This window comes from Paenirhodobacter hankyongi (assembly GCF_003664585.1).
In the GTDB taxonomy this organism is placed as follows: Bacteria; Pseudomonadota; Alphaproteobacteria; order Rhodobacterales; family Rhodobacteraceae; genus Rhodobacter; species Rhodobacter hankyongi.
This window is the reverse complement of record NZ_RCHI01000009.1, coordinates 54,720-80,459: the sequence shown is the minus strand read 5'-3', so window position 1 is coordinate 80,459 and position 25,740 is coordinate 54,720. Positions and strand designations below refer to the sequence as shown.

The 25,740-nt window shown below is 68.7% G+C and carries 24 protein-coding genes; 14 read left to right on the top strand and 10 right to left on the bottom strand.

Annotated elements, in window-relative coordinates; genetic code table 11:
* Window positions 1-14: 14 nt before the first annotated feature.
* On the top strand, window positions 15-431 hold the full coding sequence (locus tag DYS74_RS11320; protein WP_121533807.1) for a hypothetical protein: 417 nt from the start codon (window positions 15-17) through the stop codon (window positions 429-431).
* A 92-nt stretch (window positions 432-523) separates the two neighbouring features.
* Complete coding sequence (locus DYS74_RS11315) at window positions 524-940, top strand: hypothetical protein (protein ID WP_121533806.1); 417 nt, start codon at window positions 524-526, stop codon at window positions 938-940.
* A gap of 60 nt (window positions 941-1,000) precedes the next feature.
* Here the strand turns inward: DYS74_RS11315 and DYS74_RS11310 are convergent, their stop codons facing one another.
* From DYS74_RS11310 to DYS74_RS11295, 4 genes are all read right to left on the bottom strand, one after another.
* A complete protein-coding gene (locus tag DYS74_RS11310; RefSeq protein WP_121533805.1) occupies window positions 1,001-1,492 on the bottom strand; it encodes a CAP domain-containing protein in 492 nt (163 codons plus the stop codon).
* 97 nt (window positions 1,493-1,589) lie between these two features.
* Entirely contained in the window at window positions 1,590-2,996 is a 1,407-nt protein-coding gene (gene rimO / locus DYS74_RS11305; RefSeq protein WP_121533804.1) for a 30S ribosomal protein S12 methylthiotransferase RimO, read from the bottom strand.
* A gap of 93 nt (window positions 2,997-3,089) precedes the next feature.
* On the bottom strand, window positions 3,090-3,713 hold the full coding sequence (locus tag DYS74_RS11300) for a GcrA family cell cycle regulator (RefSeq protein ID WP_121533803.1): 624 nt from the start codon (window positions 3,711-3,713) through the stop codon (window positions 3,090-3,092).
* Window positions 3,714-3,826: 113 nt separating this feature from the next.
* Window positions 3,827-6,016, bottom strand: coding sequence for a primosomal protein N' (locus DYS74_RS11295; RefSeq protein ID WP_121533802.1), 2,190 nt, complete (start codon window positions 6,014-6,016; stop codon window positions 3,827-3,829).
* Between the two features lie 128 nt (window positions 6,017-6,144).
* Here DYS74_RS11295 and fsa point away from each other — a divergent pair, with 128 nt between their 5' ends.
* The 4 genes from fsa (at window position 6,145) to DYS74_RS11275 (ending at window position 9,362) form a co-directional block, all read left to right on the top strand.
* A complete protein-coding gene (gene fsa, locus DYS74_RS11290) occupies window positions 6,145-6,798 on the top strand; it encodes a fructose-6-phosphate aldolase (RefSeq protein ID WP_113899573.1) in 654 nt (217 codons plus the stop codon).
* Between the two features lie 151 nt (window positions 6,799-6,949).
* Window positions 6,950-7,654, top strand: a complete 705-nt coding sequence (locus tag DYS74_RS11285; protein ID WP_121533801.1) for a DUF484 family protein — start codon at window positions 6,950-6,952, stop codon at window positions 7,652-7,654.
* Window positions 7,651-8,577, top strand: a complete 927-nt coding sequence (locus tag DYS74_RS11280; RefSeq protein WP_121533800.1) for a tyrosine recombinase XerC — start codon at window positions 7,651-7,653, stop codon at window positions 8,575-8,577. Before DYS74_RS11285 ends, DYS74_RS11280 begins: the two co-directional genes overlap by 4 nt.
* An 86-nt stretch (window positions 8,578-8,663) precedes the next feature.
* Window positions 8,664-9,362 carry a CDP-alcohol phosphatidyltransferase family protein gene (locus DYS74_RS11275; protein WP_121533799.1) on the top strand — a complete coding sequence of 233 codons (699 nt, stop codon included), beginning with the start codon at window positions 8,664-8,666 and terminating at the stop codon, window positions 9,360-9,362.
* Here the strand turns inward: DYS74_RS11275 and DYS74_RS11270 are convergent.
* The 5 genes from DYS74_RS11270 to DYS74_RS11250 all read right to left on the bottom strand — a co-directional run bounded on the left by DYS74_RS11270 (window position 9,359) and on the right by DYS74_RS11250 (window position 15,083).
* The gene (locus DYS74_RS11270; RefSeq protein WP_121533798.1) at window positions 9,359-10,195 is read right to left on the bottom strand and encodes a DMT family transporter; all 837 of its coding nucleotides are present in this window, start codon (window positions 10,193-10,195) and stop codon (window positions 9,359-9,361) included. The genes DYS74_RS11275 and DYS74_RS11270 overlap by 4 nt on opposite strands.
* 162 nt (window positions 10,196-10,357) lie before the next feature.
* Window positions 10,358-11,122: an ABC transporter permease gene (locus DYS74_RS11265; protein ID WP_121533797.1), complete on the bottom strand. Its 765-nt coding sequence runs from the start codon at window positions 11,120-11,122 to the stop codon at window positions 10,358-10,360.
* Complete coding sequence (locus DYS74_RS11260) at window positions 11,122-11,910, bottom strand: ABC transporter ATP-binding protein (protein WP_121533796.1); 789 nt, start codon at window positions 11,908-11,910, stop codon at window positions 11,122-11,124. Before DYS74_RS11260 ends, DYS74_RS11265 begins: the two co-directional genes overlap by 1 nt.
* 46 nt (window positions 11,911-11,956) lie before the next feature.
* Window positions 11,957-12,976 carry an ABC transporter substrate-binding protein gene (locus DYS74_RS11255; protein WP_121533795.1) on the bottom strand — a complete coding sequence of 340 codons (1,020 nt, stop codon included), beginning with the start codon at window positions 12,974-12,976 and terminating at the stop codon, window positions 11,957-11,959.
* Between the two features lie 187 nt (window positions 12,977-13,163).
* A complete protein-coding gene (locus DYS74_RS11250; protein WP_121533794.1) occupies window positions 13,164-15,083 on the bottom strand; it encodes a bifunctional 2',3'-cyclic-nucleotide 2'-phosphodiesterase/3'-nucleotidase in 1,920 nt (639 codons plus the stop codon).
* Window positions 15,084-15,363: 280 nt separating this feature from the next.
* On the opposite strand from DYS74_RS11250, the gene nudC reads away from it, so the two are divergent.
* The gene (gene nudC, locus DYS74_RS11245) at window positions 15,364-16,356 is read left to right on the top strand and encodes an NAD(+) diphosphatase (protein WP_121533793.1); all 993 of its coding nucleotides are present in this window, start codon (window positions 15,364-15,366) and stop codon (window positions 16,354-16,356) included.
* Between the two features lie 67 nt (window positions 16,357-16,423).
* Window positions 16,424-16,900, top strand: coding sequence for an SRPBCC family protein (locus DYS74_RS11240; protein ID WP_121533792.1), 477 nt, complete (start codon window positions 16,424-16,426; stop codon window positions 16,898-16,900).
* Between the two features lie 21 nt (window positions 16,901-16,921).
* On the opposite strand, the gene DYS74_RS11235 is transcribed toward DYS74_RS11240, so the two are convergent.
* The gene (locus DYS74_RS11235; protein WP_121533791.1) at window positions 16,922-17,770 is read right to left on the bottom strand and encodes a prephenate dehydratase; all 849 of its coding nucleotides are present in this window, start codon (window positions 17,768-17,770) and stop codon (window positions 16,922-16,924) included.
* Between the two features lie 200 nt (window positions 17,771-17,970).
* Between DYS74_RS11235 and DYS74_RS11230 the strand changes: the two genes are divergently transcribed.
* From DYS74_RS11230 to DYS74_RS11205, 6 genes are all read left to right on the top strand, one after another.
* Complete coding sequence (locus DYS74_RS11230) at window positions 17,971-18,504, top strand: c-type cytochrome (RefSeq protein ID WP_121533790.1); 534 nt, start codon at window positions 17,971-17,973, stop codon at window positions 18,502-18,504.
* Between the two features lie 139 nt (window positions 18,505-18,643).
* Window positions 18,644-20,533, top strand: coding sequence for an extracellular solute-binding protein (locus tag DYS74_RS11225; protein ID WP_121533789.1), 1,890 nt, complete (start codon window positions 18,644-18,646; stop codon window positions 20,531-20,533).
* 31 nt (window positions 20,534-20,564) lie between these two features.
* Window positions 20,565-21,716, top strand: coding sequence for a microcin C ABC transporter permease YejB (locus tag DYS74_RS11220; protein WP_121533788.1), 1,152 nt, complete (start codon window positions 20,565-20,567; stop codon window positions 21,714-21,716).
* A complete protein-coding gene (locus tag DYS74_RS11215) occupies window positions 21,716-22,822 on the top strand; it encodes an ABC transporter permease (protein WP_121533787.1) in 1,107 nt (368 codons plus the stop codon). Before DYS74_RS11220 ends, DYS74_RS11215 begins: the two co-directional genes overlap by 1 nt.
* Complete coding sequence (locus DYS74_RS11210) at window positions 22,819-24,411, top strand: ABC transporter ATP-binding protein (protein WP_121533786.1); 1,593 nt, start codon at window positions 22,819-22,821, stop codon at window positions 24,409-24,411. The genes DYS74_RS11215 and DYS74_RS11210 overlap by 4 nt, the downstream gene beginning before the upstream one ends.
* Window positions 24,408-25,634 (top strand): glycosyltransferase, encoded by a 1,227-nt coding sequence (locus tag DYS74_RS11205; protein ID WP_121533785.1) that lies wholly within the window; start codon window positions 24,408-24,410, stop codon window positions 25,632-25,634. The genes DYS74_RS11210 and DYS74_RS11205 overlap by 4 nt, the downstream gene beginning before the upstream one ends.
* Window positions 25,635-25,740 lie beyond the last annotated feature (106 nt).

Below are 25,740 nucleotides of genomic sequence, written 5' to 3'. Positions count from 1 at the left end.
TACGGAGAGAAAAGATGAAACGGAACATGACTTACGCGGCGGTTGCGCTTGTGCTTTCGGCGGGTGTCGCTTCGGCGGCCGAAACGAACCAGGGCCTGCAGCAGATCGCCAACTATCTGGGCGTCGACGCCGGCGCCTACAGCGCGACGGAGCTGCATCAGCTGCTCGGCGCGCGCGATGCGGGCGACCAGAGCACCTACGACTACTTCCTGAAGCATGCCGGTGCGGCGCAGGGCGATGCGGTGACCGCCGGCAAGGCGCAGATCGCGGCGCAGGTCGGGCTGAACCCGGCCGAATACACCACGGCCGAGCTGATCCGCGTGCAGAAGGCGCAGCGTCAGGGCGACCTGCAGACGGTGGCCTTCGTCGTCTCGCACCAGAACCGCAACACCATCGTGAACCCGCAGGTCGCGATGGGGCGTGACAGCTGAGCCGGGCCGGCTCGGCCGACAGACTGACAAGACGGACGGAGCTGTGCGGATGCGGCGATGACCGCCCCGGCTCCAAGGAACGGAGAGAAAAGATGAAACGGAACATGACTTACGCGGCGGTTGCGCTTGTGCTTTCGGCGGGTGTCGCTTCGGCGGCCGAAACGAACCAGGGTCTGCAGCAGATCGCCAACTATCTGGGCGTCGACGCCGGCGCCTATAGCGCGACGGAGCTGCATCAGCTGCTCGGCGCGCGCGATGCGGGCGACCAGAGCACCTACGACTACTTCCTGAACCGCGTGGGTGCGGCGCAGGGCGATGCGGTGACCGCCGGCAAGGCGCAGATCGCGGCGCAGGTCGGGCTGAATCCGGCCGAATACACCACGGCCGAACTGATCCGCGTGCAGAAGGCGCAGCGTCAGGGCGATCTGCAGACGGTGACCTTCGTCGTCTCGCACCAGAACCGCAACACCATCGTGAACCCGCAGGTCGCGATGGGGCGTGACAGCTGAGCCGACCCGCAAGGGACCAGGCAACAGGGGCGGTCTTCGGGCCGCCCTTTTGCTGTGCCTTCAGCAACCCTTCGCGAAGACCTGCACGAACCAGGGGCCGGCATTGCCCTGCCGCGGCACGTAACCGATGCCGAGCGAGGTCATCCCGCGGCGCAGGATGTTCGCGCGGTGCCCGGGAGAGACCATCAGCGCCTGCATCGCCCGTTCCGGGCTTTTCCAGTCGAGCGAGATGTTCTCGGCGGTCAGGCAGGTGCGGAAGCCGGCGCGCTTGACCCGGACCTTTGGCGTCGAGCCATTCGGCTCGACATGGTCGAAATAGCCCTTCGATGCCATGTCGCAGGCATGGGCCTGGGCAGCGGCATTCAGCTTGGCATCGACCTTCAGCGGCGGCAGGCCGTGGGCCTGGCGCTCGGCATTCACCATCTGCGCCATCTGCGACACCACGGGTTGCGAGATGGTGCAGGCGCCCTGGCTGGTCACCGCGCCGGCGGTTTGCGGCAGGGCAAGGGACAGCAGCAGCAGCAGGGCAGGGCGGGGCAGCGTCAGGGTCATTTCATCCTCCGGTTGCGGCGAACCTGCCGCAAACGGGGGCCACTGTCCGCCCCAAATCGGGCGCGATCATGGCAGGCGGCGAAAAACCGCCCGCCGCTCAGATCCGCCGGCCCCAGAGATCGTATTCCGAGGCGTCCTCGACCTCGACCATCAGCATGTCGCCGGGCTGCAACCCCTCGAAATCCTCGTCGATGAACAGGTTGCCGTCGATCTCGGGCGCGTCGGCGCGGGTGCGGCAGGTGGCGCCCTCGGCATCAACCTCGTCGACGATCACCTGTTGCAGGCTGCCGACCTTGGCGGCGAGCTTCGCTTCCGAGATCGCCTGCGCCTTCTCCATGAACCGCTCCCAGCGGTCCTGCTTGACCTCTGCGGGCACATGGTCGGGCAGCGCGTTCGAGCGCGCGCCCTTGACGTTCTCGTATTGGAAGCAGCCGACGCGGTCGAGTTGCGCCTCGTCCATCCAGTCGAGCAGATACTGGAATTCCGCTTCCGTCTCGCCGGGATAGCCGACGATGAAGGTCGAGCGCAGGACGATCTCGGGGCAGGCGGCACGCCAGGCGGCGATCTCGTCAAGCGTCTTCGCCGAGGCCGCGGGCCGCGCCATGCGTTTCAGCACGTCGGGGTGGGCGTGCTGGAACGGGATGTCGAGATAGGGCAGCACACCGCCGCCGGCGCCGGTCTCGGCCATCACCGGGATCAGGTCGCGTACATGCGGGTAGGGATAGACGTAATGCAGCCGCACCCAGGCCTCGGCCTCGCGCGCCATCTTGCCCATCTCGCGGGCGAGATCGGTGATATGGGCGCGCACCTCGCCGCCCTTCCAGGGGCTGAGGTCGTGCTTGCGGTCAAGCCCGTAGGCCGAGGTGTCCTGCGAGATCACCAGAAGCTCGCGCACCCCGGCATCAAACAGCTTCTCGGCCTCGCGCAGCACCGCATGCGCCGGGCGCGAGACCAGCTTGCCGCGCATGTCGGGGATGATGCAGAACTTGCAGGCGTGGTTGCAGCCCTCGGAAATCTTCAGATAGCTGTAATGGCGCGGCGTCAGCTTGACGCCGGTCGCCGGCAGCAGGTCGATGAACGGATCGGGCGCGGGCGGCACGGCACCATGCACGGCATCCAGAACCTGCTCGTATTGCTGCGGCCCGGTCACCGCCAGAACCTTGGGATGCACGCCGGTGATGAACTCGGGCTCGGCGCCCAGACAGCCGGTCACGATCACCTTGCCGTTCTCCGTCAGCGCCTCGCCGATCGCCTCGAGGCTTTCGGCCTTGGCGGTGTCGAGAAAGCCGCAGGTGTTGACGATCACCGCATCGGCGCCGGTGTAATCGGGCGAGATCGCATAGCCCTCGGCGCGCAGCCGGGTCAGGATCCGCTCGCTGTCGACCAGCGCCTTCGGGCAGCCGAGCGAGACCATGCCGATCGTCGGCTGGCCCTCGCGGCGGGGCTCGTCGAAACGGGGATGCGGCGCCAGGTCGGGGCGCAGGTTCGGGGGGTTCTGGCTCATCTCGCCCTCTCGACGGCGAAGGCGGGCCCTGTGACCCGCCCTTTCATCTTGCTGGAAATACCTCGGGGTGCGGGGCAGCGCCCCGCGTCCCGCTTAGCGCCGCCGGTCGCGGCGGGTGCTCATCGGCTGGAACGCGACCGAGACATGCGCTTCGCAATAGGGTTTGCCGGGCTGGCTCGGCAGGCCGCAGAAATAGAAGTTGTCGGTCGCCGGGTCGCCGATCGGCCATTTGCAGGTGCGCTCGGTCAGCTCCATCAGCGAGATCTTGCGCGACCGCTTTTCGACCTCGCGCACCGAGGCGAGGGTCTCGGGGCTGATCTCGTTCAGCGAGGGCTGCGGCGGCAGCGGCTGGCCGGCGGGCACCACGGGCTTGCGCATCGCGGGCGTTGCGACCGCGGCGACGGGCTCGGGGCGCGGCACGACGGTGGGGCGCACGGGCTGGGCGGGTGCGGCGCGCACCGGTTCGGGCGCCGGTTCGGGCCGGGCGGCGACGGGTTCGGGCGCGGGTGTCGGCTCGACGACAGGCTTCGCCACCGGCGCTTCGGCCTCGGGCGCGGCGCCTTCCGCGCCGGCGCGGTTCGACAGGCCAAGCCGGTGCACCTTGCCGATCACGGCGTTGCGGGTGACGCCGCCGAGCTCCTTGGCGATCTGGCTCGCGGACTGACCCTCGGACCACATCTTCTTCAGAAGTTCGACGCGTTCATCGGTCCAGGACATGGGCACCCTTTCATCGGTCCTGCCGGGGGAGTGGCCCCGGCTGTTCTTCCCATTCTACGGTGGGGACAGGGGGAGATACAAGCGCCGCCCCCGGAATTCAAGGCCGCGCAGCGTCACAGGAACGACTGCGGGTCGATGTCGATGGCAAGCCGCACCTGCGCGGGCAGCTTCACCTGCCGCAGCCAGGCGCGCAGCGCGTCCTGCAACGGTGCGCCCTTCTCGGCCTTCACCAGCATCCGCACCCGGTGCCGGCCGCGCACCCGCGCGATCGGCGCGGGCGCCGGGCCGAAGACCTGCGCGCCGATGCGGGCGAGCGGCGCCGGCGCGTGCGCGAGCGCATTGCCGATCTCGAAGAGCGGCGCCACCTCGGGGCCGGACAGGATGATCCCCGCCATCCGGCCGAAGGGCGGCACCCCCTGCGCGCGCCGCGCCGCGGCCTCGGCGCGCCAGAACGCTTCCTCGTCGCCGCCAAGGATCGCGCGGATCACCGGATGCTCGGGCTGGCAGGTCTGCAACAGCGCAAGGCCGGGCTTATCCGCGCGCCCCGCGCGCCCCGCCACCTGCCGCATCAGCTGGAACGTGTGCTCGGCCGCGCGCAGGTCCGAGCCCTGCAACCCGAGGTCCGCGTCGATCACGCCCACCAGCGTCAGCCGCGGGAAGTTGTGCCCCTTCGCCACGATCTGCGTGCCGATGATGATGTCGGCGCCGCCTGCCGCGATGTCGGCGATCGCCTCCTTCAGCGCGCGGGCCGAGCCGAAGAGATCCGAGCTCAGCACCGAGAGCCGCGCCGTCGGGAAGCGCTCGGCCACTTCCTCGGCCAGCCGCTCGACGCCCGGCCCGACCGGGGCGAGCTTGCCCTCGACGCCGCAGCTCGGGCAGGCGGTGGGGATCGGCTTCGTCTCGCCGCATTGATGGCAGACGAGGCGCTTCATGAAACGGTGCTCGACCATCCGCGCGTCGCAATGGTCGCAGCCGATCTGATGGCCGCAGGCGCGGCAGATGGTGACGGGGGCATAGCCGCGCCGGTTCAGGAACAGCATCGACTGCTCGCCGCTGCCAAGCCGCTTCACCACCTCGCCGACGAGGGTGGGCGAGATCCAGTGTGCGCTTTCGATCCGTTCCTCGCGCAGGTCGATCGCCCGCATCTCCGGAAGCTCCGACACGCCGAACCGCGCGGCGAGGTCGATGCGCGCGTATTTGCCGCTTTCCGCGTTCACCCAGCTTTCGAGCGAGGGCGTGGCCGAGGCCAGCACCACCTGTGCCGTGGCGAAGGAGGCGCGCAGCACGGCCATGTCGCGGGCGTTGTACAGCACGCCCTCTTCCTGCTTGTACGATCCGTCGTGCTCCTCGTCGACGACGATCAGGCCGAGGTCGCGGAACGGCAGGAACAGCGCTGAGCGTGCGCCCACCACCATCTGCACCCCGCCCTCGGCGCACATCCGCCACAGCCGCCGCCGCTCGCCCTGCGTCGCGCCCGAATGCCATTCGCCCGGCCGTGCGCCAAAGCGGGCCTCGACGCGGGCGATGAATTCGGTGGTCAGCGCGATCTCGGGCAGCAGCACCAGTGCCTGCCGCCCGGCGGCCAGACAGGCGGCGACCGCCTCGAGATAGACCTCGGTCTTGCCCGAGCCGGTGACGCCCTTGAGAAGCGTCACCCCGAACCCGCCCATGCCCGCGCGCAGCGCCGCGGCCGCGGCCGCCTGATCCTCGGACAGCACCTTGCCCGGCAAGGCGGGGTCGAGCCGCGGGAAGGGCAGGTCGCGCGGCTGCTCGAATTCGTCGACCGCACCGGTCGCGACCAGCCCCTTCACCACCTGCGGCGTGACGCCCGCGAGCTGCGCAAGCTCGGTCAGGTAGAAGCCGCCGCCGTCATGGGCATCGAGCACCTTGAGCACCCGCTCGCGCGCCTCGGTCAGCCGCCCGGGCTCGCCCGCGCCGCGGCGATAGACCTTGCGCGCGCCGGGCGCGTCGAAGAGCCCCGGCGTGCGCGTCGCCAGCCGCAGCATCGCCGGCAGCGAGGTCATGGTATAGGCGCCCATCCGGATCAGGAAGGCCTGCAGCTCGGCGCGCATCGGCGGCACGTCGAGAACCCGCGCCACCGCGCGCAGCCGGGCCGCGTCGAAACGCCCGTCGCCCGGCCCCCAGACCACGCCCATCACCTTGCGCGGGCCAAGCGGCACCTCGACGAAGGCGCCGGGGAAACAGCCGCCCTCGGGCGCGAGATAGTCGAGCGGTCGCCCGATCGGCTCGGCCGTCAGCACCGCGACGCGGCTGCCTTCGGGATGGAACCCAACCTCAGTCATGGGACAGACTTTCGATGCCGCCGGCGGGCAGTGCCCCCCTTCGCCCGGTCGCGCCGGACCCGATCCCCTCTCGCCAAAGCGAGGCGTTTGCGCTATCTGGCCCGCAATTGCTGCTCTGGAGGCTTCCCATGAAATTCTTCGTCGATACCGCCGATGTGGCGGCGATCAAGGAACTGAACGATCTCGGCATGGTCGACGGTGTCACCACCAACCCCTCGCTGATCCTGAAATCGGGCCGCGACATCCTCGAGGTGACAAAGGAGATCTGCGACATGGTTTCGGGCCCGGTCTCGGCCGAGGTCGTGGCCACCGAGGCCAAGGACATGATCACCGAGGGTCTGAAGCTTGCCAAGATCGCCTCCAACATCGCGATCAAGGTGCCGCTCACCTGGGATGGCCTGACCGCCTGCAAGGCTTTCGCATCCGAAGGCCACATGGTCAACGTCACGCTGTGCTTCTCGGCCGCGCAGGCGATCCTCGCGGCGAAGGCCGGGGCGAGCTTCGTCTCGCCCTTCATCGGCCGTCTCGACGACATCAACCTCGACGGTGTCGAGCTGATCGACGACATCCGCACGATCTATGACAACTACGATTACAAGACGGAAATCCTGGCCGCCTCGATCCGCAACGTGAACCACATCACCGAATGCGCGAAGATCGGCGCCGACGTGATCACTGCGCCGCCCGCCGTGATCAAGGCGATGGCGAACCACGTGCTGACCGACAAGGGGCTTGACCAGTTCCTCAAGGACTGGGCGAAGACCGGGCAGAAGATCGTCTGATCCGAGCTGCAGATCCCGTGCCCCGGCCCGCCGTCTCGGCGGGCCGTTTTCGTTTCGGCGCCGTGGTGCGGGGACAGAATTCACCTGCAATTGACCACGATCGCGTGTAGGATCGCGCAAAAGACCGCGAACCACCGGGCACGAGACAGGCATGAGCGATACCGCATTCGCGCAGCAGCTGCGCGACAAGATCATTTCCGATCCCGACGTGATCCTCGAGGACCGCGACCTGATGCGCGCGCTTGTCGCCGCGAACGAGCGCGCGATGGGGGCGAACATCGTCGACCTGCGCGGCGTCGCCATGGCGCGGCTCGAGCGGCGGCTCGACCGGCTCGAGGATACGCATCGCTCGGTGATCGCGGCGGCCTACGAGAATCTGGCCGGCACCAATCAGATCCATCGCGCGGTGCTGGCGCTGCTCGATCCCGTCGATTTCGAGGCCTTCCTCAGGAACCTCACGACCGAGGTCGCCGAGGTGCTGCGCGTCGACACGGTGCGGCTGGTGCTCGAAAGTCAGCATGGCGGCGAGGATGCGGTCCTGCGCCGGCTGGGCGAGGTGCTGTGCGTGGCCGAGCCGGGCTTCGTCGCCGAATACATGCGCCCCGCCCGCGGCGGTCAGCCGCGGCAGGTGGTGCTGCGCCAGTGCCAGCCGCAATCCGAGGCGATCTATGGCGAGGCGGCGGCCTGGATCCGCTCGGAAGCGGCGCTGGCGCTCGATCTGGGCGCGGGGCGGCTTCCGGGCATGCTGGTCTTCGGCGCCGAGGACCCGCACCAGTTCAAGCCGACGCAGGGCACCGATCTTCTGGGCTTCTTCGGCGCGGTCTTCGAGCGTGCGATGCGCCGCTGGCTGGCATGACCCAGCCGGGCTTTTCGCCCGCCACAGGCGATGCGCTGGCGCGCTGGCTTGGCCAGATGCGCGCGCTCGACGGCGCCTCCGAACACACGATTGCCGCCTATCGCACCGATGTCGCGGGGTTTCTGGGGTTCCTGCACGGCCATCACGGCGAAAGCCTCGGGCTGGCGCGGCTTGGCGCGCTGGAACAGTCCGACATGCGGGCCTGGATGGCGCATGAGCGGGGGCGGGGGCTGTCGGCGCGCTCGCTCGCCCGGGCGCTGTCCTCGGTCAAAAGCTTCATCCGCTGGCTGTCCGACCGCGAGGGGTTCGACGCCACGCATGTGCTGTCGGCGCGCGCGCCGAAATACACCCGCAAGCTGCCGCGGCCGCTCGCCGTCGATGCGGCGAAGGCGGTGATCGAGCAGGTCGAGCTGCAGGCGATGGAGCCCTGGGTCGCGGCGCGCGACGCGGCGGTGGTGACGCTGCTTTACGGCTGCGGGCTGCGGATCTCGGAGGCGCTCGGGCTCACCGGCGCCGCCCATCCGCTGCCCGAGGTGCTGCGCATCCGCGGCAAGGGCGACAAGGAGCGGCTGGTGCCGGTGCTGCCCGCCGCGCGCGACGCGGTGGCCGAGTATGTGCGGCTTTGCCCTTGGCCGGTCGAGGCGCAGGCGCCGCTTTTCCGCGGCGTGCGCGGCGGCGCGCTGAACCCGCGCCAGATCGAGAAGGCGATGGAGCTTGCGCGCAATGCGCTTGGCCTGCCGGCGACGGCGACACCACATGCGCTGCGCCACAGCTTTGCCACCCATCTGCTGGCCGCGGGTGGCGATCTGCGCGCGATCCAGGAACTTCTGGGCCATGCGAGCCTGGCCACGACCCAGGTCTATACCGCGGTCGACACGGCGCGGCTGATGCAGGTCTATCAGGCCGCCCATCCCCGCGCCTGAGGGCGCGCGGCAACGGTTTGGCCAATTGCTGACGCGAGGTGAGGCGAGGCTTGCACCCTTGGCCCGATTGCGGCAGGAAGGCCCGCATGAACATCCGTCTCAAAGCCCTTTCCGTGCATCTGCTCACCGCCACCGGCGCCGTGCTGTCGATGCTTGCCATGCTGGCCGCCGTCGAGCAGAAGTGGTCGCTGATGTTCCTGTGGCTGGTCGTCGCGCTGGTCGTCGACGGCATCGACGGGCCGCTGGCCCGCCATTACGACGTCAAGCACAACTGCCCGACCTATGACGGCGTGCTGATGGACCTGATCGTCGACTATCTGACCTATGTCTTCGTGCCGGCCTATGCGCTGTTCAAATCGGGGCTGCTGCCGGGCTGGACCGGCTGGCTCGCGATCATCGCCATCACCTATGCGAGCGTCATCTATTTCGCCGATACCCGGATGAAGACGAAGGATAATTCCTTCTCGGGCTTTCCCGCGTGCTGGAACATGGTGGTGCTGGTGCTGTTCGCGCTGAAGCCCGATTACTATGTCATCCTCGGTGTGGTGCTGGTGCTGGCGGTGGGGATGTTCTTCCCGCTGAAATTCATCCACCCGACCCGCACGAAACGCTGGCGCGCCCTGTCGCTGCCGATGTCGCTCGCCTGGACGGTGTTCGCCGCCTGGGCGGCGATGGTGCATTTCCACCCGCAAAGCTGGGCGCATTGGGGGCTGGTGGTGACCTCGGTCTATCTGCTCTTCGTCGGCATCGTGCAGCAGATCGTGCCCGAGCGCCGCGCCGCCTAAAGCCGGGTCAGCACCACGCCGGTCACGATCAGCGCCGCCGCCACCGCCTTCGTCCGCGTCATCCGCTCGTGGAAGACGAGCCAGCCGATCAGCACCGCAAACAGGATCGAGGTCTCGCGCAGCACCGCGACGAGGGCGATCGGCGCGCGGGTCATCGCCCAGATCGAGATCGCATAGGCGCCATAGGAGGCGGCGGCGCCAAGGGCGGCAAAGAGCCAGTCGCGCGCCGAGCCGCGCAGCATCGCCGCGCCGCGCCAGGCGGGGGCCGCCAGGGCGAAGATGAGCCCGCTGCCCATCATCAGCCAGCCGACATAGCCCGCCGCATCGCCCGAGACCCGCGCGCCGATACCGTCGACCAGCGTATAGCTGGCCGTCGACAGCGCCGCGCCAAGGGCGAAGGGCAGAAGCCGGCGGCTTTCGCCATCGGTGAAGACGCCATGCGCCATGAACAGGATGCCCGAGGCCAGCACCGCGACGCCGAGGTAGCCCGCCGGCGCGATCGGGTCGATCGCGAAGAGCGCCGAGACGATCGCCACCAGCATCGGCGCCGTGCCGCGCGAGATCGGATAGACCCGGCTCAGATCGCCCGCCTCATAGGCATGGGCGAGGAAAGTCTTGTAGGCGACCTGCAACCCGCAGGAGGCGATCAGCCAGGGCCAGGCCGCGGCGGCGGGGAGCGGGCGGGCAAGCACGATCGCAAGCCCCACCCCCGCCTCGGCCAGCGACAGCATCGCCATCGCCCGGATCTTCGAGCCGCCAAGGCGGACGAGGGCGTTCCACAGCGCATGCAGCAGGGCCGCGGCCAGCACCGCGAAGAGGATCGGCAGGGACATTGTTGCACACCTTGGCGCGGGGGACGCTGACTGCCCCTAGCGCGGGGCCCTGCGCCTTGCAAGGTGGCGTGGGCGGCGGCGGGGAAGGGAGGGGGCGCTACCCCCTCGGCCTTCGGCCTCACCCCCGGGATATTTGGGGCAATTGGAAGCGCAGGGGGCGTTTCAGCCCGGGCTGCGCTCGGCCCAGCCGGCGAAGATCTTCTCGAGTGCGACGACGGCGTAGTAGAGCACGATGCCGAGCACGGCGAGGGCGATCAGCACCGCGAACATCAGCGGATAGTCCGAGTTCGTCTGCCCCGAGAGGAAGAGCGCGCCGAGCCCCTTGCCATGCGGGCTGACGATCTCGACGAGGTTGGTGCCGATGAAGGCGAGCGTCACCGCGACCTTCAGCGCGCCGAAGAACTCGGGCAGGGTCTTCGGCAGGGCGATCTTGCGGAAGATGGTGAACTTCGAGGCGCCGAGCGCGGCGAGGATGTCTCGGTATTCGGGCTCGAGCGTGCTGAGCCCGATGCCGACCGAGACCGCGATCGGGAAGAAGGAGATCAGGAAGGCCATCAGCACGGTGTTGAAATCGTGCTGGCCGATGAAGATCAGCGCGATCACCGGCACCAGCGTCGCCTTCGGGATCGCGTTGAAGCCGACGAGCAGGGGGTAGAGCCCGTCGCGCGCGATCTTCGAGAACCCCATCACCATGCCGAGGAAGGTGCCGAAGACGACGGCGAGGCCGAGCCCCAGCACGGTGCGCCACAGCGTCTGCCAGCCCATCGTCAGGAACAGGGTGTGGAACTTCCAGAATGCCGGCGGCAGGTCCGAGGGGGCGGCCATCTTGTAATCGGGCCAGCCGTTCACCCAGACGACGAACTCCCACAGCACGAGGAAGATCACGATCGCCGCAAGCGGCACGAGGATTTTTTGCGCGCGGTCCATCAGTGCAGGTCTCCGTCGCGGCCCTGGGCGATGCGGATCTGCTCGCGCAGAAGGTGCAGCATCGCGACCGCCTTCGGTTCATAGAGAATGTCGATCGTGCGGTCGGCCGGCAGGTCGACATCAAGCACGTATTGCGTCCTGGCCGGGCGGCCCGAGAGCACGATCACCTGATCGCCGAGGAACACGCTTTCGCGCAGGTCATGGGTGATGAGGATGCAGGTGAAGGGCTCGGCCGCGCGCAGGTCGCGCATCGTCTGCCACAGATCCTCGCGGGTGAAGTTGTCGAGCGCGCCGAAGGGTTCGTCCATGATCAGCACCTGCGGCTTGTGCACGATGGCGCGGCACAGCGAGGCGCGCTGGCGCATGCCGCCCGAAAGCTCCGAGGGGCGCTTCTTCTCGAAGCCCTTCAGCCCGACCATCTCGAGCAGATGGGTGGCGCGCGCCTCCTTTTCGGCGCGCCCCATGCCCGGCGCGACGATCTCGAGCGGCAGCATCACGTTCTCGAGGATGGTGCGCCATTCGAGCATCACCGGGTTCTGGAACGCCATGCCCACGGTCTTGCGCGGGCTCGACACCTCTTGCCCGTCAAGCACCACCGCGCCCTCGTCGGGCCGCATCAGTCCCGAGACAAGCCGTGTCAGCGTGGATTTGCCGCAGCCCGAAGGGCCGACGACGGCGCAGAACTCGCCCTCGCCCACGCCCACGTCGAGCCCGTCGAGAACCGGCAGCGGGCCGTTCTTCGTCTTGTAGGCGTGTTTCACGCCGCGGATGTCGATGAATTTCTGCATGGTCCCACCTTGAGCGAGGACGGGGGCCCGAAGGCCCCCGGTCCGGTCATTGCAGCATCAGGCTGCCGTCAGTGGGCAGGTATTCCGGGTCGAAGAAGGTCTTCGCCTCGGGCGTGGTCTTGAACTCGTAGGTGGTGCCGAGCTGTTCGATCGACTTGGCAAAACGGGCCGCGTCGACGTTGCCCATGCCGTGTTCCTTGACGTAGTCGGTCAGCACGTTGCCGGCGATGGCGAGCTCGAGGCGCTTGGTCTCGAGCCCCGCATCGGCGGCCGGGTTGCGTTTCACCAGGGTCTCGACGGCGGCGGCGGGGGCGGCGATCGCCTCTTTCCAGCCCTTCGCGGTGGCGCGCAGGAAGCCCGTCACCATCTCGGGGTGGGCCTTCGCCCAGTCGGTGTTGACGATGATCGCGTTGCCGTAGAGCGCGACGCCGTAATCGGCCATCAGCAGCACGGTCAGATCGTCGGCCGGCACGCCGAGCCGTTCGGCGTTCAGCGTCGAGGTGAAGGAGAAGCCGGTGATCGCGGCGACCTTGCCCTCGGCCAGCATCGGCTCGCGCACCGGGAAGCCCACCGGCTCGACGGTGATCTTCGACATGTCGAGGCCCTGTTCCTTGGCGAAGATCGGGAACTGCGCCCAGGCCCCGTCCGGCGGCGGCGCGCCGAGCGCCTTGCCCTCGAGATCCTTCGGCGTCTCGATGCCGAGCGACTTGCGGCCGACGACGGCGAAGGCGGGCTTGTCATAGACCATCATCACCGCGGTGACCGGGGCGCCGGGGTTCTGGTCGAGGAATTTCATCAGCGAGTTGATGTCGGTGAAGCCGAGCGGGAAGGCACCGGTCGCCACTTTCGGGATCGCGTCGAGCGAGCCCGCGCCCTCGGTCACCTGCACATCGAGGCCCTCGGCCTTGTAGAACCCCTTGTCGACGGCCAGCGTGTAGGGCGCGGCGGGGCCCTCGAACTTCCAGTCGAGGGCGAAAGGCACGGTGGTTTCGGCGTGCAGCGCCGGGGCGGTGAAGCCCAGCACCGTTGCGGCGGCGGCCAATCCCGTCAGGGTGCGGTGAAACATCTTGGTCAAACTCCCGGTTCTGAGGTCGGGCCGATCCTGCGCCCATCCGTCGGGCAGGGGGAATGCAACATGCGCTGCACGTCGGGGCAGAGACCGGGAAGATATGGGCCATGTGGTCAAATTTTGACCAGACGTTTCCATTTGGCCTGAATTTTGCGCATCTGATGAAACGCTTTGCGCAATCTGGTCAGAAATGCACCCGAATCTGAAGAAAGCCGGCAGCGGTCAGGCCGAGCTCCTCAAGGCGCGCGGCGGCGGCGCCGGCCTCGGCGAGGCGCCCGGCGGCACGCGGCGAGGTTTCGAGAAGCGCGCTGGCGCCCGCGATCGGGGCAAAGCGCCAGACCGGATCGGCCGCGGGGGACGGCGGCGGGTCCTGGCCGAGGCTGTCGAACAGCACGACGCGCGAGCTGGTGGCGGGGCCGAGGTCGAGGACACCCTCGGCCGCCCCCGGAAAGCCGCCTGCGCCCGAGCTGCGATAGCTGTTCGTGGCGATCACGAACTCGGCCGCGGGGTCGATGGGGCGGCCGGCGTGGCGCAGGTTGCGGATGCGCCGGCTGTCGCTGGCCGGGCTGCCGTCGGGGGCGAAGCGGGCCGGCTGGCTGAGGTCGATCTCGTAGCTCAGCCCGACGAGCACGTCGAAGTTGTAGCAGGGAAAGGCCGGGTCGAGCAGCGGTTGATCGGCCCGCCCCGGGGCGATGGTGGCAAAGACGCAGGCCGCCCGCTCGAGCCAGTCGGCCAGCCGCGCACCGCTCACCCGCACCGCGGTGACGGTGTTCGGGAACAGGCACATCTCGAGCACGTGGCGGCGCGAGAGCGGTCCGGCCGGGATGTCGGTGAAGAAGCCCGGGCCGCCGCGCCCGCCGCATTTCCCGGGCGCCACCGCGGCCAGAACCGGCAGCGCCGCCTCGGGTCGGCCGGCAAGGCGGGCGCGGACATGGGCGCTTTGCGCGGCGGCGACGAGGTCCAGCCCGGCGTCGGGCGCGACCATCGAGAAGAAGCTCTGGATCGGCCGGGTCAGTCTGCCGACCGGCCGGGCGAGGTCGCGCCGCACCTCTTCGTGCGCGGGGGCGATGCGGGCGACGAGGGCGGGGGCCTCGGGCGCGGGGATGCCGGTGCGGGCATCGCGCACCGGGCGCAGGGTGGCGCGGCCCGTCTCGACCCGCCAGCCCCCCGCGTCGGTGGGCGCCAGCACCAGATCGAGCACCCCCAGGTGCGAGCCCCAGCGGCCCGGCATCACCGCCGGCTTGCCATGGATCAGGCCGCGCACGGGGTCGACGGCCGCGGTCGCGGCGGTGTCGGGGCCGGGGAAGGAGAGGTGGCTGTGGCCGCAGATCAGCGCGTCGATCCCGGGCACGGCGGCCAGCGGCACGGCGGCATGTTCCGTCGCGCGGTCGGGCAGGTCGGGCGGCAGGTGCGGCTCGATCCCGGTGTGTGCCAGCGCGATCACGACATCCGCCCCCGCCGCGCGCAGGGCCGGCACATGGGCGCGGGCCGCCTCGGTGATGCCGCGCGCGGTCAGACGGTTCTCGAGCTGCAGCCGGTCCCACATCAGGATCTGCGGCGGCACGAAGCCGATCACCCCGATCTTCAGCCGCCGCACGCGCCCGGCCGCATCGGTGAGGTCACGCTCGAGGATCACCCAGGGCGGCAGCAGTGTCTCGTCCTCGAGCGGTGTCGCCCCGGCGCGTCGAACCGCATTGGCGCAGGTCAGCGGAAACCCCGCCCCCGCCAGCGCGCGGGCGAGATAGTCGAGGCCGAAGTTGAACTCGTGATTGCCGATCGTGCCGGCATCGTAGCCAAGCGCGTTCATCACCTCGAAGACCGGGTGCACCTCGCCTGCCGCCAGCCCCCGCCGCGCCCAGTGGTCGACGAGCGGCGTGCCCTGCAGGATGTCGCCATTGTCGAGCAGCAGGGTGTTCGGCACTTCGGCTCGGGCGGTCGCGACAAGGCTCGCGATCCGGGTCAGGCCGCAATCGTCCTCGGGCAGGTCCTGGCCGTAATCATGGGCGCGCAGGTGGCCATGCACGTCGGTCGTCGCCAGCACGCGCAGCCGCACCCGGTCTGCTCCTGCCTCGTCCGAAGCCGTCCCCTCTGCCGTCCGCGCCATGTCCGTTCCCTTCCGCCATCGGCCCGGGGCCCGCGAAAAAGGCGCGGGCAGCCGGAACGACGCTGTGCCAGCCTAAGCCGAATTTACCAAGTTTCAACCACCGGTTGCGCCTTTTCCGGCGCTGCGGCGGATCGGGCGCAGTCCGGCGAGGGCGCAACGCCGCTGGCCTTTTGCCGCCGCAGCATGGCAAAAGGAAGGGGCAGGGCAGATCGCCCCGCGCCGTGCCGGAGCTCCCATGTCTGACGCCTGTCCCCCAGATCCCCGTTTCGATGCCGCGACGATGGCGGTCGATGCCCGGCCGGGCCTTGCCTTCGCGGGCTCGGGGCTTGATCGCGCAGCCTATCTGCGCGGGGATGCCGCGGCGCTGGCGCGGATGGCGGCCGATCCCGCGGCGCGGATCCTGCCGTTCTGGCGCGGCCGTCCGCTGCTGGCGGGCGAGGAGGCCGCGGCCGATCCGGTGCTGGGCGCCGGGCTGGCCGGTCTTGCGCCGGGGGCGGAGCTGCTGTCGCACATGACGGGCGGGCTGATCTTTCTGGGGCTGTCGGGCGGGGCGCCGGTCTTTGCCGCCGATCTCTCGCCCTGGGTGCCCGAGGGGCCCGAGCCCGATTTCGGCGCCTTCTTCGACGGTAGCGCGCAGCATCACCCGGACCTGCCGGCAGGCGCGGCCTTCGCCGATCTGCGCGGCGCGATGATGCGGCTTGATCCGCGCGCGGCGGAGCTTGCGGCGACGGCGCGGGCGCTGTTGAACTGGCACGGCACGCATGGTTTCTGCTCGGCCTGCGGTGCGGCCAGCGCACCCGCACTCGGCGGCTGGCAGCGGATCTGCCCGGCCTGCAACACGCAGCATTTCCCGCGCACCGACCCTTGCGTCATCATGTGCGTCACCCGCGGCAACTCGGTGCTGCTTGGCCGGTCGCCGGGCTGGCCCGAGGGGATGTATTCCTGCCTTGCGGGCTTCATGGAGCCGGGCGAGCCGGTCGAATCCGCCGTCCGCCGCGAGGTGTTCGAGGAAACCGCGGTGCGGGTCGGACCGGTGCGGCTGCTCGTCTCGCAGCCCTGGCCGTTCCCGGCCTCGCTGATGATCGGCTGCGCCGCCGAGGCCACAAGCACCGAGATCGCCTGCGATCCGGCCGAGATCGAGGACGCGCTGTGGATCAGCCGCGAGCGGCTGGCGGCGGTCTTTGCCGGCGTCGATCCCGTGATCCGGGCGCCACGTTCGGGCGCCATCGCGGGCTGGATGCTGCGCCAATGGCTTGCGGACCGGTTGCATTGACGGCACCTTGCCCCGATATCCCTTTCGCCCGGGCGCTCCGGGCCACGATCGTTCAAGGAGCCTCGGCATGAAGTTTTCCGGCCGCGCCGACATCGCCGCCCCGGCTGAATTCGTCTTCGACCAGCTTGCCGATTTCTCGACCTTCGAGCGTGCGGCGCGGCGCAAGGGCGTCAGCCTGCGGCGCACCGACACGCTTGCGGCGCCGGGGGCGGGGATGGCCTGGGACATCGGCTTTCGCTTCCGCGGCCGGCTGCGCCAGCTGAGCGCCGAGATCACCCGTTTCGAACGTCCCGCCGCGCTCGACTATTTCGGCAAGTCGCACGGGTTCGAGCTGAGCCTGACGCTGCAGATCGTCGAACCGGCGACGGGGCGGGCGCGGCTGCATGTGACGCTCGAGGCAAAGCCGCGCACGCTGGGCGCACGGTTGCTGCTGCAATCGGCAAAGCTCGGTCGCGGCCGGCTCGAGCATCGTTTCGAGGAGCGCATCGCGGCCTTCGGTGCGGCGCTTGGCGCGCGCTTCGCCGCAACGCAGGGCGCGGCCTGAGCCGCGCCGCGCGCGGGGGACTCAGCCGTGCCGGCGCGGGTCGGCGGGATAGACGCCGAGCAGCGCCATGTTCGAGGTGAAATAGTCGAGTTCGTCGAGCGCCAGACGCAGGTTGCTGTCATCGGGGTGTCCCTCGACATCGGCATAGAACTGCGTCGCGGTGAAATTGCCGTCGACCATGTAGCTTTCGAGCTTGGTCATGTTCACGCCATTCGTCGCGAAGCCGCCAAGCGCCTTGTAGAGCGCGGCCGGGATGTTGCGCACGCGGAACACGAAGGTGGTCATCATCCGGCCGTGGCCGCGCCGCTTCAGGTCGGGCTCGCGCCCCATCACCAGGAAGCGGGTGGTGTTGTGGGCGTGGTCCTCGATGTCATGGGCGAGCACCTCGAGGCCATAGATCTCGGCGGCAAGGGCCGAGGCCAGCACGCCTTCGCCCGGGGCCTGGCTGCGCGCCAGATCCGCCGCGGCACCGGCGCTGTCGGCGGCGGCATGCCCGGTGATGCCATGCTCGCGCAGGAAGCGCGCCGATTGCGGCAACAGCACCAGATGCGCGCGCACGTCGGTGATCTCGTCGAGCTTGCGACCCGGCACGCTCATCAGGCAGATCCGCACCCGCACGAACAGCTCGTCAAGGATGTGCAGCCCGGATTCGGGCAGGAGACGGTGGATGTCGGCGACGCGGCCATAGGTCGAGTTCTCGACCGGCAGCATCGCGAGATCGGCGTCGCCGCGGCGCACCGCCTCGATCACCTCCTCGAAGGTGTTGCACGGAAGGGCCTCCATGTCCGGGCGCGCCTCGCGGCAGGCCTCGTGCGAATAGGCGCCAAGTTCGCCCTGGAATGCGATCACGCCCTTGCGCGGAATGCTCATCGGTCCCTCCGTCTCTCCTCGCGCCTGCCTATACCGCGCGCGCGGACAGGAAAAGCCGGATCGCGCGCGCCGGTGCCGGGAAAAGCCGTCCAGGCGCGACAAAAGGCGCAGAATTCGGAGCTTTCTTCAAAAAATCTTGAAAGCAAGGGGGTAAACCGGGTAAGTGCCGGCAACTGGACAGCGAAACTCAGGGGCGAGTCATGCTCAATTCGACCACCATCACCAAGGCTGCGGGCGGCGTGCTGGGCGCCTTCCTGTTCTTCCTCGTCGCCAATGGCGCCTCGGGCAAGCTGTTCTCGCTCGCCTCGGGCGAGCATGTCGCGGCCGACGGCACCGAGGTCGCGATGATGACCGCGGCCCCGGGTGGCGCGGGTGGCGGCGACGCGGCCGCTGCGGCACCGGCCGAAGAGGTCCAGATCGTGCTGGGCGAGGGCGATGCCGAGAAGGGCGCCAAGGTCTTCGGCAAGTGTAAGGCCTGCCACAAGGTCGACGGCACCAACGCCACCGGCCCGCATCTTGACGGCGTCGTCGGGCGTCCGGTCGCCTCGGTCGAGGGCTTCGGCTATTCCGACGCGCTCAAGGCGCATGGCGGCGAATGGACGCTCGAGGCGCTGAACCAGTGGCTGAGCGGCCCGAAGGACTACATCCCGGGCAACAAGATGTCCTTCGCCGGCCTGCCCAAGGCCGAGGACCGCAACAACGTCATCACCTATCTGAAAAGCCTGAGCAACTGATCGCCGAACGGCTGATCGGATCGCGTTCCGGAAGGGCCGTCCCGCGGGGGCGGCCCTTTTGCCATGCTCTCACGCAGTTGCAACTTGCACCCCGGCGCGATGCCCTTTTAGCTGGGCGGGCAAGATACGGGAGAGACGGATGACGGGTTCGATGGTCGCGGTGCGGCGGATGCAGGGCAATGGTGCGGGACGGATGGTCGGGGCACTGCTGCTGGGCGCGGCGCTCTGGGCGGGGCTCGCGGCCGGGGCCCGGGCCGAGGAGACGATCACCGCCACGGCGATCTCGACGCTGGGCAACCTGAAATACGGCCCCGATTTCGCCCATCTCGACTACGTCAACCCCGAGGCGCCGAAGGGCGGCGAGATCTCGGAATGGGCGCCGGGGGGCTTCGACAACTTCAACCCCTACACGCTCGAGGGGCGGGCGGCGGCGCTGTCCTCGATCTCGCAGGAATCGATGCTGGCCGGCACCGACGACACCGTGGGCGAGGCCTATTGCCTGCTGTGCGAAAGCCTCGAATACCCGGCCTCGAAGGACTGGGTGATCTTCACCCTGCGCGACGGCATCACCTTCTCGGATGGCACGCCGCTGACCACCGAGGATGTGCTCTTTTCCTACGAGCAGCTGCGCGACAAGGGGCTGTCGAGCTTCCGCGCGGTGGTGGCGCAGCAGATCGCCTCGGTCGAGGTGCTCGATGCGAAACGGGTCAAGTTCACCTTCGTGCCGGGCTATCCGCGGCGCGACATCATCCAGTCGGCGGGCGGGCTGCCGGTGTTCTCGAAGGCGCAGTTCGCGCGCGACGGCATCGACCTGGCGAAATCCTCGCAGGTGGCGCTGATCGGCTCGGGCCCCTATACGTTCGACAGCGCCAAGAACGGCCGCACCGTGGTGTGGAAGCGCAACCCCGCCTATTGGGGGGCGAAACTGCCGATCAACGTCGGGCGCTACAACTTCGACAAGATCCGCGTCGAGTATTACGGCGACTATCAGGCCGCCTTCGAGGGCTTCAAGGCCGGAAGCTATACCTTCCGCAACGAGGCGAGCTCGCTTGCCTGGGCGACGGGCTATGACTTCCCGGCGCTGAAGAAGGGGCAGGTGGTGAAGGCGGAACTGCCGAACGGCAATGTCGCCTCGGGGCAGGCCTTCGCCATCAACCTGCGGCGCGAGCGGTTCCAGGATATCCGCGTGCGCGAGGCGCTCGGGCTGATGTTCAACTTCGAATGGTCGAACGAGACGCTGTTCTACGGGATCTACGCACGGGTGAACTCGATCTGGGAGAACTCGCCTCTGGCCGCGACCGGCACGCCCACGCCCGAGGAGGCCGAGATCCTGAAGCCCTTCGCCGCCGATCTGCCCGCGGGGGTGCTGACCGATCCGGTGGCGATGGCGCCGGTTTCGGGCAAGCGCCAGCTCGACCGCGGCAACCTGCGCAAGGCGGCGGCGCTTCTCGATGCGGCGGGCTGGCCGGTGGCCGATGACGGCATGCGGCGCAATGCGAAGGGCGAGACGCTGAAGGTCGAGATCCTGAACGACGACCAGAGCTTCGACCGCGTCGTCAATCCCTATGTCGAGAACCTGCGCGCCCTGGGCGTCGATGCCGCGATGGCGCGGGTGGATGACGCGCAATATGAAAACCGGCGCCGCTCGCATGACTATGACATGATCACCACCTCGCTCGGCCAGAACGAGATCCCGGGCGCCGATCTGCAGCAGTATTTCGGCTCGGGCGGGGCGGGGGACGTGTTCAACGCCATGGGGCTTGCGAACCCGGGCATCGACGGGCTGGTGCGGCTGGTCGAGGAGGCGCAGACGCAAGACGAGCTGACGCCGCGGGTGCATGCGCTTGACCGTGCGTTGCGCGCCTTCCACTTCTGGGTGCCGCAATGGTTCAAGGCGAGCTACACCGTCGCCTATTACGACATGTACGAGCACCCCGCCGCGCTGCCGCCGCACGCGCTCGGCGAGCTGGACTTCTGGTGGTACAACGCCGAAAAGGGCGAAAAGCTGAAAGCCGCCGGGGCGTTCTGACCCAAGGCGCGGCACGAAAGGGCGGACAGGCATGGGGGCCTATATTCTGCGGCGGTTGCTTCTGGTGATTCCGACGCTGTTCGGGATCATGCTGATCAACTTCACGCTGACGCAATTCGTTCCCGGCGGGCCGATCGAGCAGATCATCGCCCGCGTGCAGGGCGAGGCGGACACGATGCGCAACCTCTCGGGCGGCGGCGATGCCGGCACGCAGGGGCAGGGCGGCGTCGAGGACGGCGGCTATCAGGGCGCGCGCGGGATCTCGCCCGAGCTGCTGGCGCAGCTCGAGGTGCAGATGGGCTTTGCGCGCATCACCTGCCCCGAGGGGGTGACGCCCGATCTGAAGAACCCCGATTGCCGCAAGGAAAAGATCCCGGCCTGGAAGCGCTTCGTCACGATGATGGGCGATTATCTGACCTTCGACTTCGGCAAGAGCTTCTTCCACAACAAGACGGTGGTCGAGCTGGTGCTCGAGAAGATGCCGGTGTCGATCTCGCTTGGCCTGTGGTCGACGCTGCTCGCCTATCTGATCTCGATCCCGCTTGGCATCCGCAAGGCGGTGAAGGACGGCTCGCCCTTCGACACCTGGACCTCGGGGGCGATCGTCGTCGCCTATGCGATCCCGTCGTTCCTCTTCGCGGTGATGCTGATGGTGCTGTTCGCGGGCGGCAGCTTCTGGAAGATCTTCCCGCTGCGCGGCCTGACCTCGGACAATTTCGACAGCCTCAGCATGGCGGGCAAGGCGTTCGACTACCTGTGGCACATCACCCTGCCGACGGTGGCGATGACGATCTCGGGCTTTGCCACGATGACGCTGCTGACGAAGAACTCCTTCCTCGACGAGATCAACAAGCAATATGTGATGACCGCGCGGGCGAAGGGGCTGAGCGAGCGCAAGGTCCTTTACGGCCACGTCTTCCGCAACGCCATGCTGATCGTGATCGCGGGCTTCCCGGCCACCTTCCTCGGCGTCTTCTTCGGCTCCTCGATCATCGTCGAGACGATCTTCTCGCTCGACGGGCTGGGGCTTCTGGGCTTCCAGGCGGCGGTCGAGCGCAATTACCCGGTGATCTTCGGCACGCTCTACGTCTTCGGGCTGATCTCGCTGGTCGTCGGCATCCTCAGCGACCTGACCTATGTCTTCGTCGATCCGCGCATCGACTTCGAGCGGAGGGCCGGCTGATGATCCTGTCGCCGCTGAACGCCCGGCGCTGGCGCAACTTCCGCGCCAACCGCCGCGCCTTCTGGTCGCTAGTGCTGTTCGCCACGTTGTTCGTGCTGTCGCTCTTTGCCGAGGTGATCGCGAACGACAAGCCGATCCTCGTGCGCTATCGCGGCGAGGTCTTCGTGCCGGCCTATCGCTTCTACCCGGAAACCGCCTTCGGTGGCGACTTCCGCACCGAGGCGATCTATCGCGACCCCTCGGTGCAATGCCTGATCGTCACCGGCGGGCGCGAGGAATGCTGGGACACGCCCGAGGAGACGATGGCCGAGGCGAAGACCGCCGGCACCGTCGGCGGCGAAAAGATCGAGCGCGGCTGGATGATCTGGCCACCGATCCCCTATCATTACCGCACCATCAACAATGTCGGCGCCGCACCGTCCGCCCCTGATGCGCAGCACTGGCTGGGCACCGACGACACCGCGCGCGACGTGCTCGCCCGGGTGATCTACGGCTTCCGCACCTCGGTTCTGTTCGCGCTGATCGTCACCTCGATCTCCTCGGTGGTGGGGATCGCGGCGGGCGCGGTGCAGGGCTATTTCGGCGGCCGCACCGACCTGATCTTGCAGCGTCTGCTCGAGATCTGGTCCTCGACCCCCTCGCTTTACGTCATCATCATCCTCTTCGCGATCCTCGGGCGCGGCTTCTGGCTGCTGGTCTTCATCGTCATCCTCTTCGGCTGGCCGGCGCTGACCGGCGTGGTGCGGGCCGAGTTCCTGCGCGCGCGCAACTTCGAATACGTGCGTGCCGCCCGCGCGCTTGGCGTTGCCGACCGGGTCATCATGTTCCGCCACATCCTGCCCAATGCGATGGTGGCGACCCTGACGATGCTGCCCTTCGTCATCACCGGCGCGATCTCGACCCTCGCCTCGCTCGACTACCTCGGCTATGGCCTGCCGAGTTCCGCGCCGTCGCTTGGCGAACTGGCGCTGCAGGGCAAGCAGAACCTGCAGGCGCCCTGGCTTGCCTTCACCGCCTTCTTCACCTTCTCGATCATGCTTTCGCTGCTCGTCTTCGTGTTCGAGGGCGTGCGGGACGCCTTCGACCCCAGAAAGGTGTTCAAATGAACCCCGTCCTCCAGGTCGAGAACCTGCGCATCTCCTTCCGCGCCGACGGCCGGCTCGTGCCCGCGGTGAAGGGGGTCAGCTTTGCCGTGAACAAGGGCGAGACCGTGGCGCTGGTGGGCGAGTCCGGGTCCGGCAAGTCGGTGACGGCGCTGTCGACGGTGGCGCTTCTGGGCCCGAATGCGGTGCTCGAGGGCTCGGTGCGCTATGCCGGCGCCGAGATGATCGGCGCGCCCGAGGCCGAGCTGCGCCGGGTGCGCGGCAATGACATCAGCTTCATTTTCCAGGAGCCGATGACCTCGCTCAACCCGCTGCACACGATCGAGAAGCAGATCGGCGAGAGCCTCGCGCTGCATCAGGGGCTGTCCGGCCCCGCGGCGCGCGCCCGCATCCTCGAACTGCTGACCCGCGTCGGCATCCCCGAGCCCGAGACCCGGCTTGCCGATTACCCGCACCAGCTCTCGGGGGGGCAGCGCCAGCGCGTGATGATCGCGATGGCGCTGGCGAACGGGCCGGACCTGCTGATCGCCGACGAGCCCACGACCGCCCTCGACGTCACCATCCAGGCGCAGATCCTCGAGCTTCTGGCCGAGCTGAAGGCCGAGGAGGGGATGTCGCTGCTGTTCATCTCGCATGATCTGGGCGTGGTGCGGCGCATCGCCGACCGGGTCTGCGTGATGAGCCAGGGCGAGATCGTCGAGCAGGGCCCGGCGGCCGAGATCTTTGCGAACCCGCAGCACCCCTATACCCGCAAGCTGCTCGCGGCCGAGCCGAAGGGCCGGGCCGAGCCGGTGCCGGCGGACGCGGCCGAACTGTTGAAGGCCGATCACCTCAAGGTCTGGTTCCCGGTCAAGCGCGGGCTCCTGCGCCGCACCGTGGGCCATGTGAAGGCGGTGAATGACGCGACGCTGAGCGTGCGCGCCGGCGAGACGCTGGGCATCGTCGGCGAGTCGGGGTCGGGCAAGACGACGCTCGCCCTTGCCCTGATGCGCCTGATCGAGAGCGAGGGGCCGATCACCTTCGCCGGGCAGGAAATCTCGCACTGGCAGGCGCGGGCGCTGCGGCCCTTGCGCCGCGACATGCAGATCGTCTTTCAGGACCCGTTCGGCGCGCTCTCGCCACGGATGACGGTCGAGCAGATCATCGCCGAGGGGCTGACCGTGCATGGCGTCGAGCCCGGCCGCAACCGCCGCGAGATGGTGGCCGAGATCATGGCCGAGACCGGGCTCGACCCGGCGATGATGGAGCGCTATCCGCACGAATTCTCGGGCGGTCAGCGGCAACGCATCGCCATCGCCCGGGCGATGATCCTGCGGCCGCGGCTCGTGGTGCTCGACGAGCCGACCTCGGCGCTCGACATGACGGTGCAAGTGCAGATCGTCGATCTCCTGCGCGAGCTGCAGCGCCGCCATGGCCTTGCCTATCTCTTCATCAGCCACGATCTGCGCGTGGTGCGCGCGCTCGCGCACAAGGTTCTGGTGATGCGCCGCGGCGACGTGGTCGAGGCCGGCCCCGCGGCCGAGCTCTTTGCTGCGCCGAAGACCGGGTACACCCGCGCGCTGATGGCGGCCGCGCTTGGAGAGACCGTTTGAAGATCCTGTTCGTCCACCAGAATTTCCCGGGCCAGTTTCCCCGCCTTGCCCCGGCCCTTCAGGCGCGCGGCCACGAGGTTCTGGCGCTGACCGCCGAGACGAACGGCCGCCCCTCGCCGGTGCGGGTGGTGAAATACCGCAAGCCCTCCGAGGTGACGATCGAGCCGCGGCTGACGAAGATGTATGCCGAGGTCAGCGAACGCGGCCTGCGCGCGGCCTTCGCCGCCCGCACCCTGCGCGAGCACCACGGCTATGTGCCCGACGTGATCTTCGGCCATTCCGGCTGGGGCGAGACGCTCTATCTGAAAGAGGTCTGGCCCGAGGCGAAGCTGCTCGTCTATGCCGAGCTGATGTATCGCACCACCGGGCTCGACACCGATTTCGACCCCGAGTTCGCCCGTCCCGGGCTGGAAAGCCGGATCTCGACCACCGCGCGCTCGGCGCATCTGATCCAGGCGATGGTGCAGGCCGATGCCGCGCTCTCGCCCACCGCGTTCCAGGCCGACACCTTCCCGCCCGAGCTGCGCGCGAAGATTACCGTATGCCATGACGGTATCGACACCGAGCGGGTGAAGCCCGACCCGGCGGCGCGCTTCACCGTGCCGGGCACGACGCTGACCTTCCACCCGGGCGACGAGGTGCTGACCTTCGTCAGCCGCTCGCTCGAACCCTATCGCGGCTTTCACACCTTCATGCGGGCGCTGCCCGCGGTGATGGCCGCGCGCCCGGCGGCACAGGTGCTGATCGTCGGCGAGGAGGGGCAGAGCTATGGCGGCGCACCGAAGGACGCGGAAAGCTGGAAGCAGAAGATGCTGGCCGAGGTCGGCGACCGGCTCGATCTGAGCCGGGTGCATTTCCTCGGCCGCGTCAGCTATGGCGATTTCGTCTCGATCCTGCAGATCGGGCGGGTGCATGCCTATCTGACCTATCCCTTCGTGCTGAGCTGGTCGCTGATGGAATCGATGGCGGCGCAGGCGCTGGTGATCGCGTCGGACACCGCCCCCCTGCGCGAGGTGATCACCGACGGGGTGAACGGCCGGCTCGTCGATTTCTTCGATGTCGCGGGCTGGTCCACCGTGCTGACCGAGGCGCTGGCCGATCCTGCGCGCTATGATCCGCTGCGCGTGGCCGCGCGCGCAACGATCCTCGAGAAATACGACCTGCAGACGATCTGCCTGCCGCGGCTGGTGGCGTTCGTCGAGGCCGCCGGGCGCGCAGGCTGAGGCCGCGGCGGGGGCTGCCTGCCGCCGCGCCCCCGGGAGTATTTCCTCCAGGGAAAAGGGCATCGGCTTTTTCCTGGCCCAAATTCTCCCGCCGGAGGCACCCGCG

Coding starts and splice junctions, on each gene's coding strand:
- DYS74_RS11320 (WP_121533807.1), top strand. CDS start 15: ATGAAACGGAACATGACTTACGCGGCGGTTGCGCTTGTGCTTTCGGCG.
- DYS74_RS11315 (WP_121533806.1), top strand. CDS start 524: ATGAAACGGAACATGACTTACGCGGCGGTTGCGCTTGTGCTTTCGGCG.
- DYS74_RS11310 (WP_121533805.1), bottom strand. CDS start 1,492: ATGACCCTGACGCTGCCCCGCCCTGCCCTGCTGCTGCTGCTGTCCCTT.
- rimO (WP_121533804.1), bottom strand. CDS start 2,996: ATGAGCCAGAACCCCCCGAACCTGCGCCCCGACCTGGCGCCGCATCCC.
- DYS74_RS11300 (WP_121533803.1), bottom strand. CDS start 3,713: ATGTCCTGGACCGATGAACGCGTCGAACTTCTGAAGAAGATGTGGTCC.
- DYS74_RS11295 (WP_121533802.1), bottom strand. CDS start 6,016: ATGACTGAGGTTGGGTTCCATCCCGAAGGCAGCCGCGTCGCGGTGCTG.
- fsa (WP_113899573.1), top strand. CDS start 6,145: ATGAAATTCTTCGTCGATACCGCCGATGTGGCGGCGATCAAGGAACTG.
- DYS74_RS11285 (WP_121533801.1), top strand. CDS start 6,950: ATGAGCGATACCGCATTCGCGCAGCAGCTGCGCGACAAGATCATTTCC.
- DYS74_RS11280 (WP_121533800.1), top strand. CDS start 7,651: ATGACCCAGCCGGGCTTTTCGCCCGCCACAGGCGATGCGCTGGCGCGC.
- DYS74_RS11275 (WP_121533799.1), top strand. CDS start 8,664: ATGAACATCCGTCTCAAAGCCCTTTCCGTGCATCTGCTCACCGCCACC.
- DYS74_RS11270 (WP_121533798.1), bottom strand. CDS start 10,195: ATGTCCCTGCCGATCCTCTTCGCGGTGCTGGCCGCGGCCCTGCTGCAT.
- DYS74_RS11265 (WP_121533797.1), bottom strand. CDS start 11,122: ATGGACCGCGCGCAAAAAATCCTCGTGCCGCTTGCGGCGATCGTGATC.
- DYS74_RS11260 (WP_121533796.1), bottom strand. CDS start 11,910: ATGCAGAAATTCATCGACATCCGCGGCGTGAAACACGCCTACAAGACG.
- DYS74_RS11255 (WP_121533795.1), bottom strand. CDS start 12,976: ATGTTTCACCGCACCCTGACGGGATTGGCCGCCGCCGCAACGGTGCTG.
- DYS74_RS11250 (WP_121533794.1), bottom strand. CDS start 15,083: ATGGCGCGGACGGCAGAGGGGACGGCTTCGGACGAGGCAGGAGCAGAC.
- nudC (WP_121533793.1), top strand. CDS start 15,364: ATGGCGGTCGATGCCCGGCCGGGCCTTGCCTTCGCGGGCTCGGGGCTT.
- DYS74_RS11240 (WP_121533792.1), top strand. CDS start 16,424: ATGAAGTTTTCCGGCCGCGCCGACATCGCCGCCCCGGCTGAATTCGTC.
- DYS74_RS11235 (WP_121533791.1), bottom strand. CDS start 17,770: ATGAGCATTCCGCGCAAGGGCGTGATCGCATTCCAGGGCGAACTTGGC.
- DYS74_RS11230 (WP_121533790.1), top strand. CDS start 17,971: ATGCTCAATTCGACCACCATCACCAAGGCTGCGGGCGGCGTGCTGGGC.
- DYS74_RS11225 (WP_121533789.1), top strand. CDS start 18,644: ATGACGGGTTCGATGGTCGCGGTGCGGCGGATGCAGGGCAATGGTGCG.
- DYS74_RS11220 (WP_121533788.1), top strand. CDS start 20,565: ATGGGGGCCTATATTCTGCGGCGGTTGCTTCTGGTGATTCCGACGCTG.
- DYS74_RS11215 (WP_121533787.1), top strand. CDS start 21,716: ATGATCCTGTCGCCGCTGAACGCCCGGCGCTGGCGCAACTTCCGCGCC.
- DYS74_RS11210 (WP_121533786.1), top strand. CDS start 22,819: ATGAACCCCGTCCTCCAGGTCGAGAACCTGCGCATCTCCTTCCGCGCC.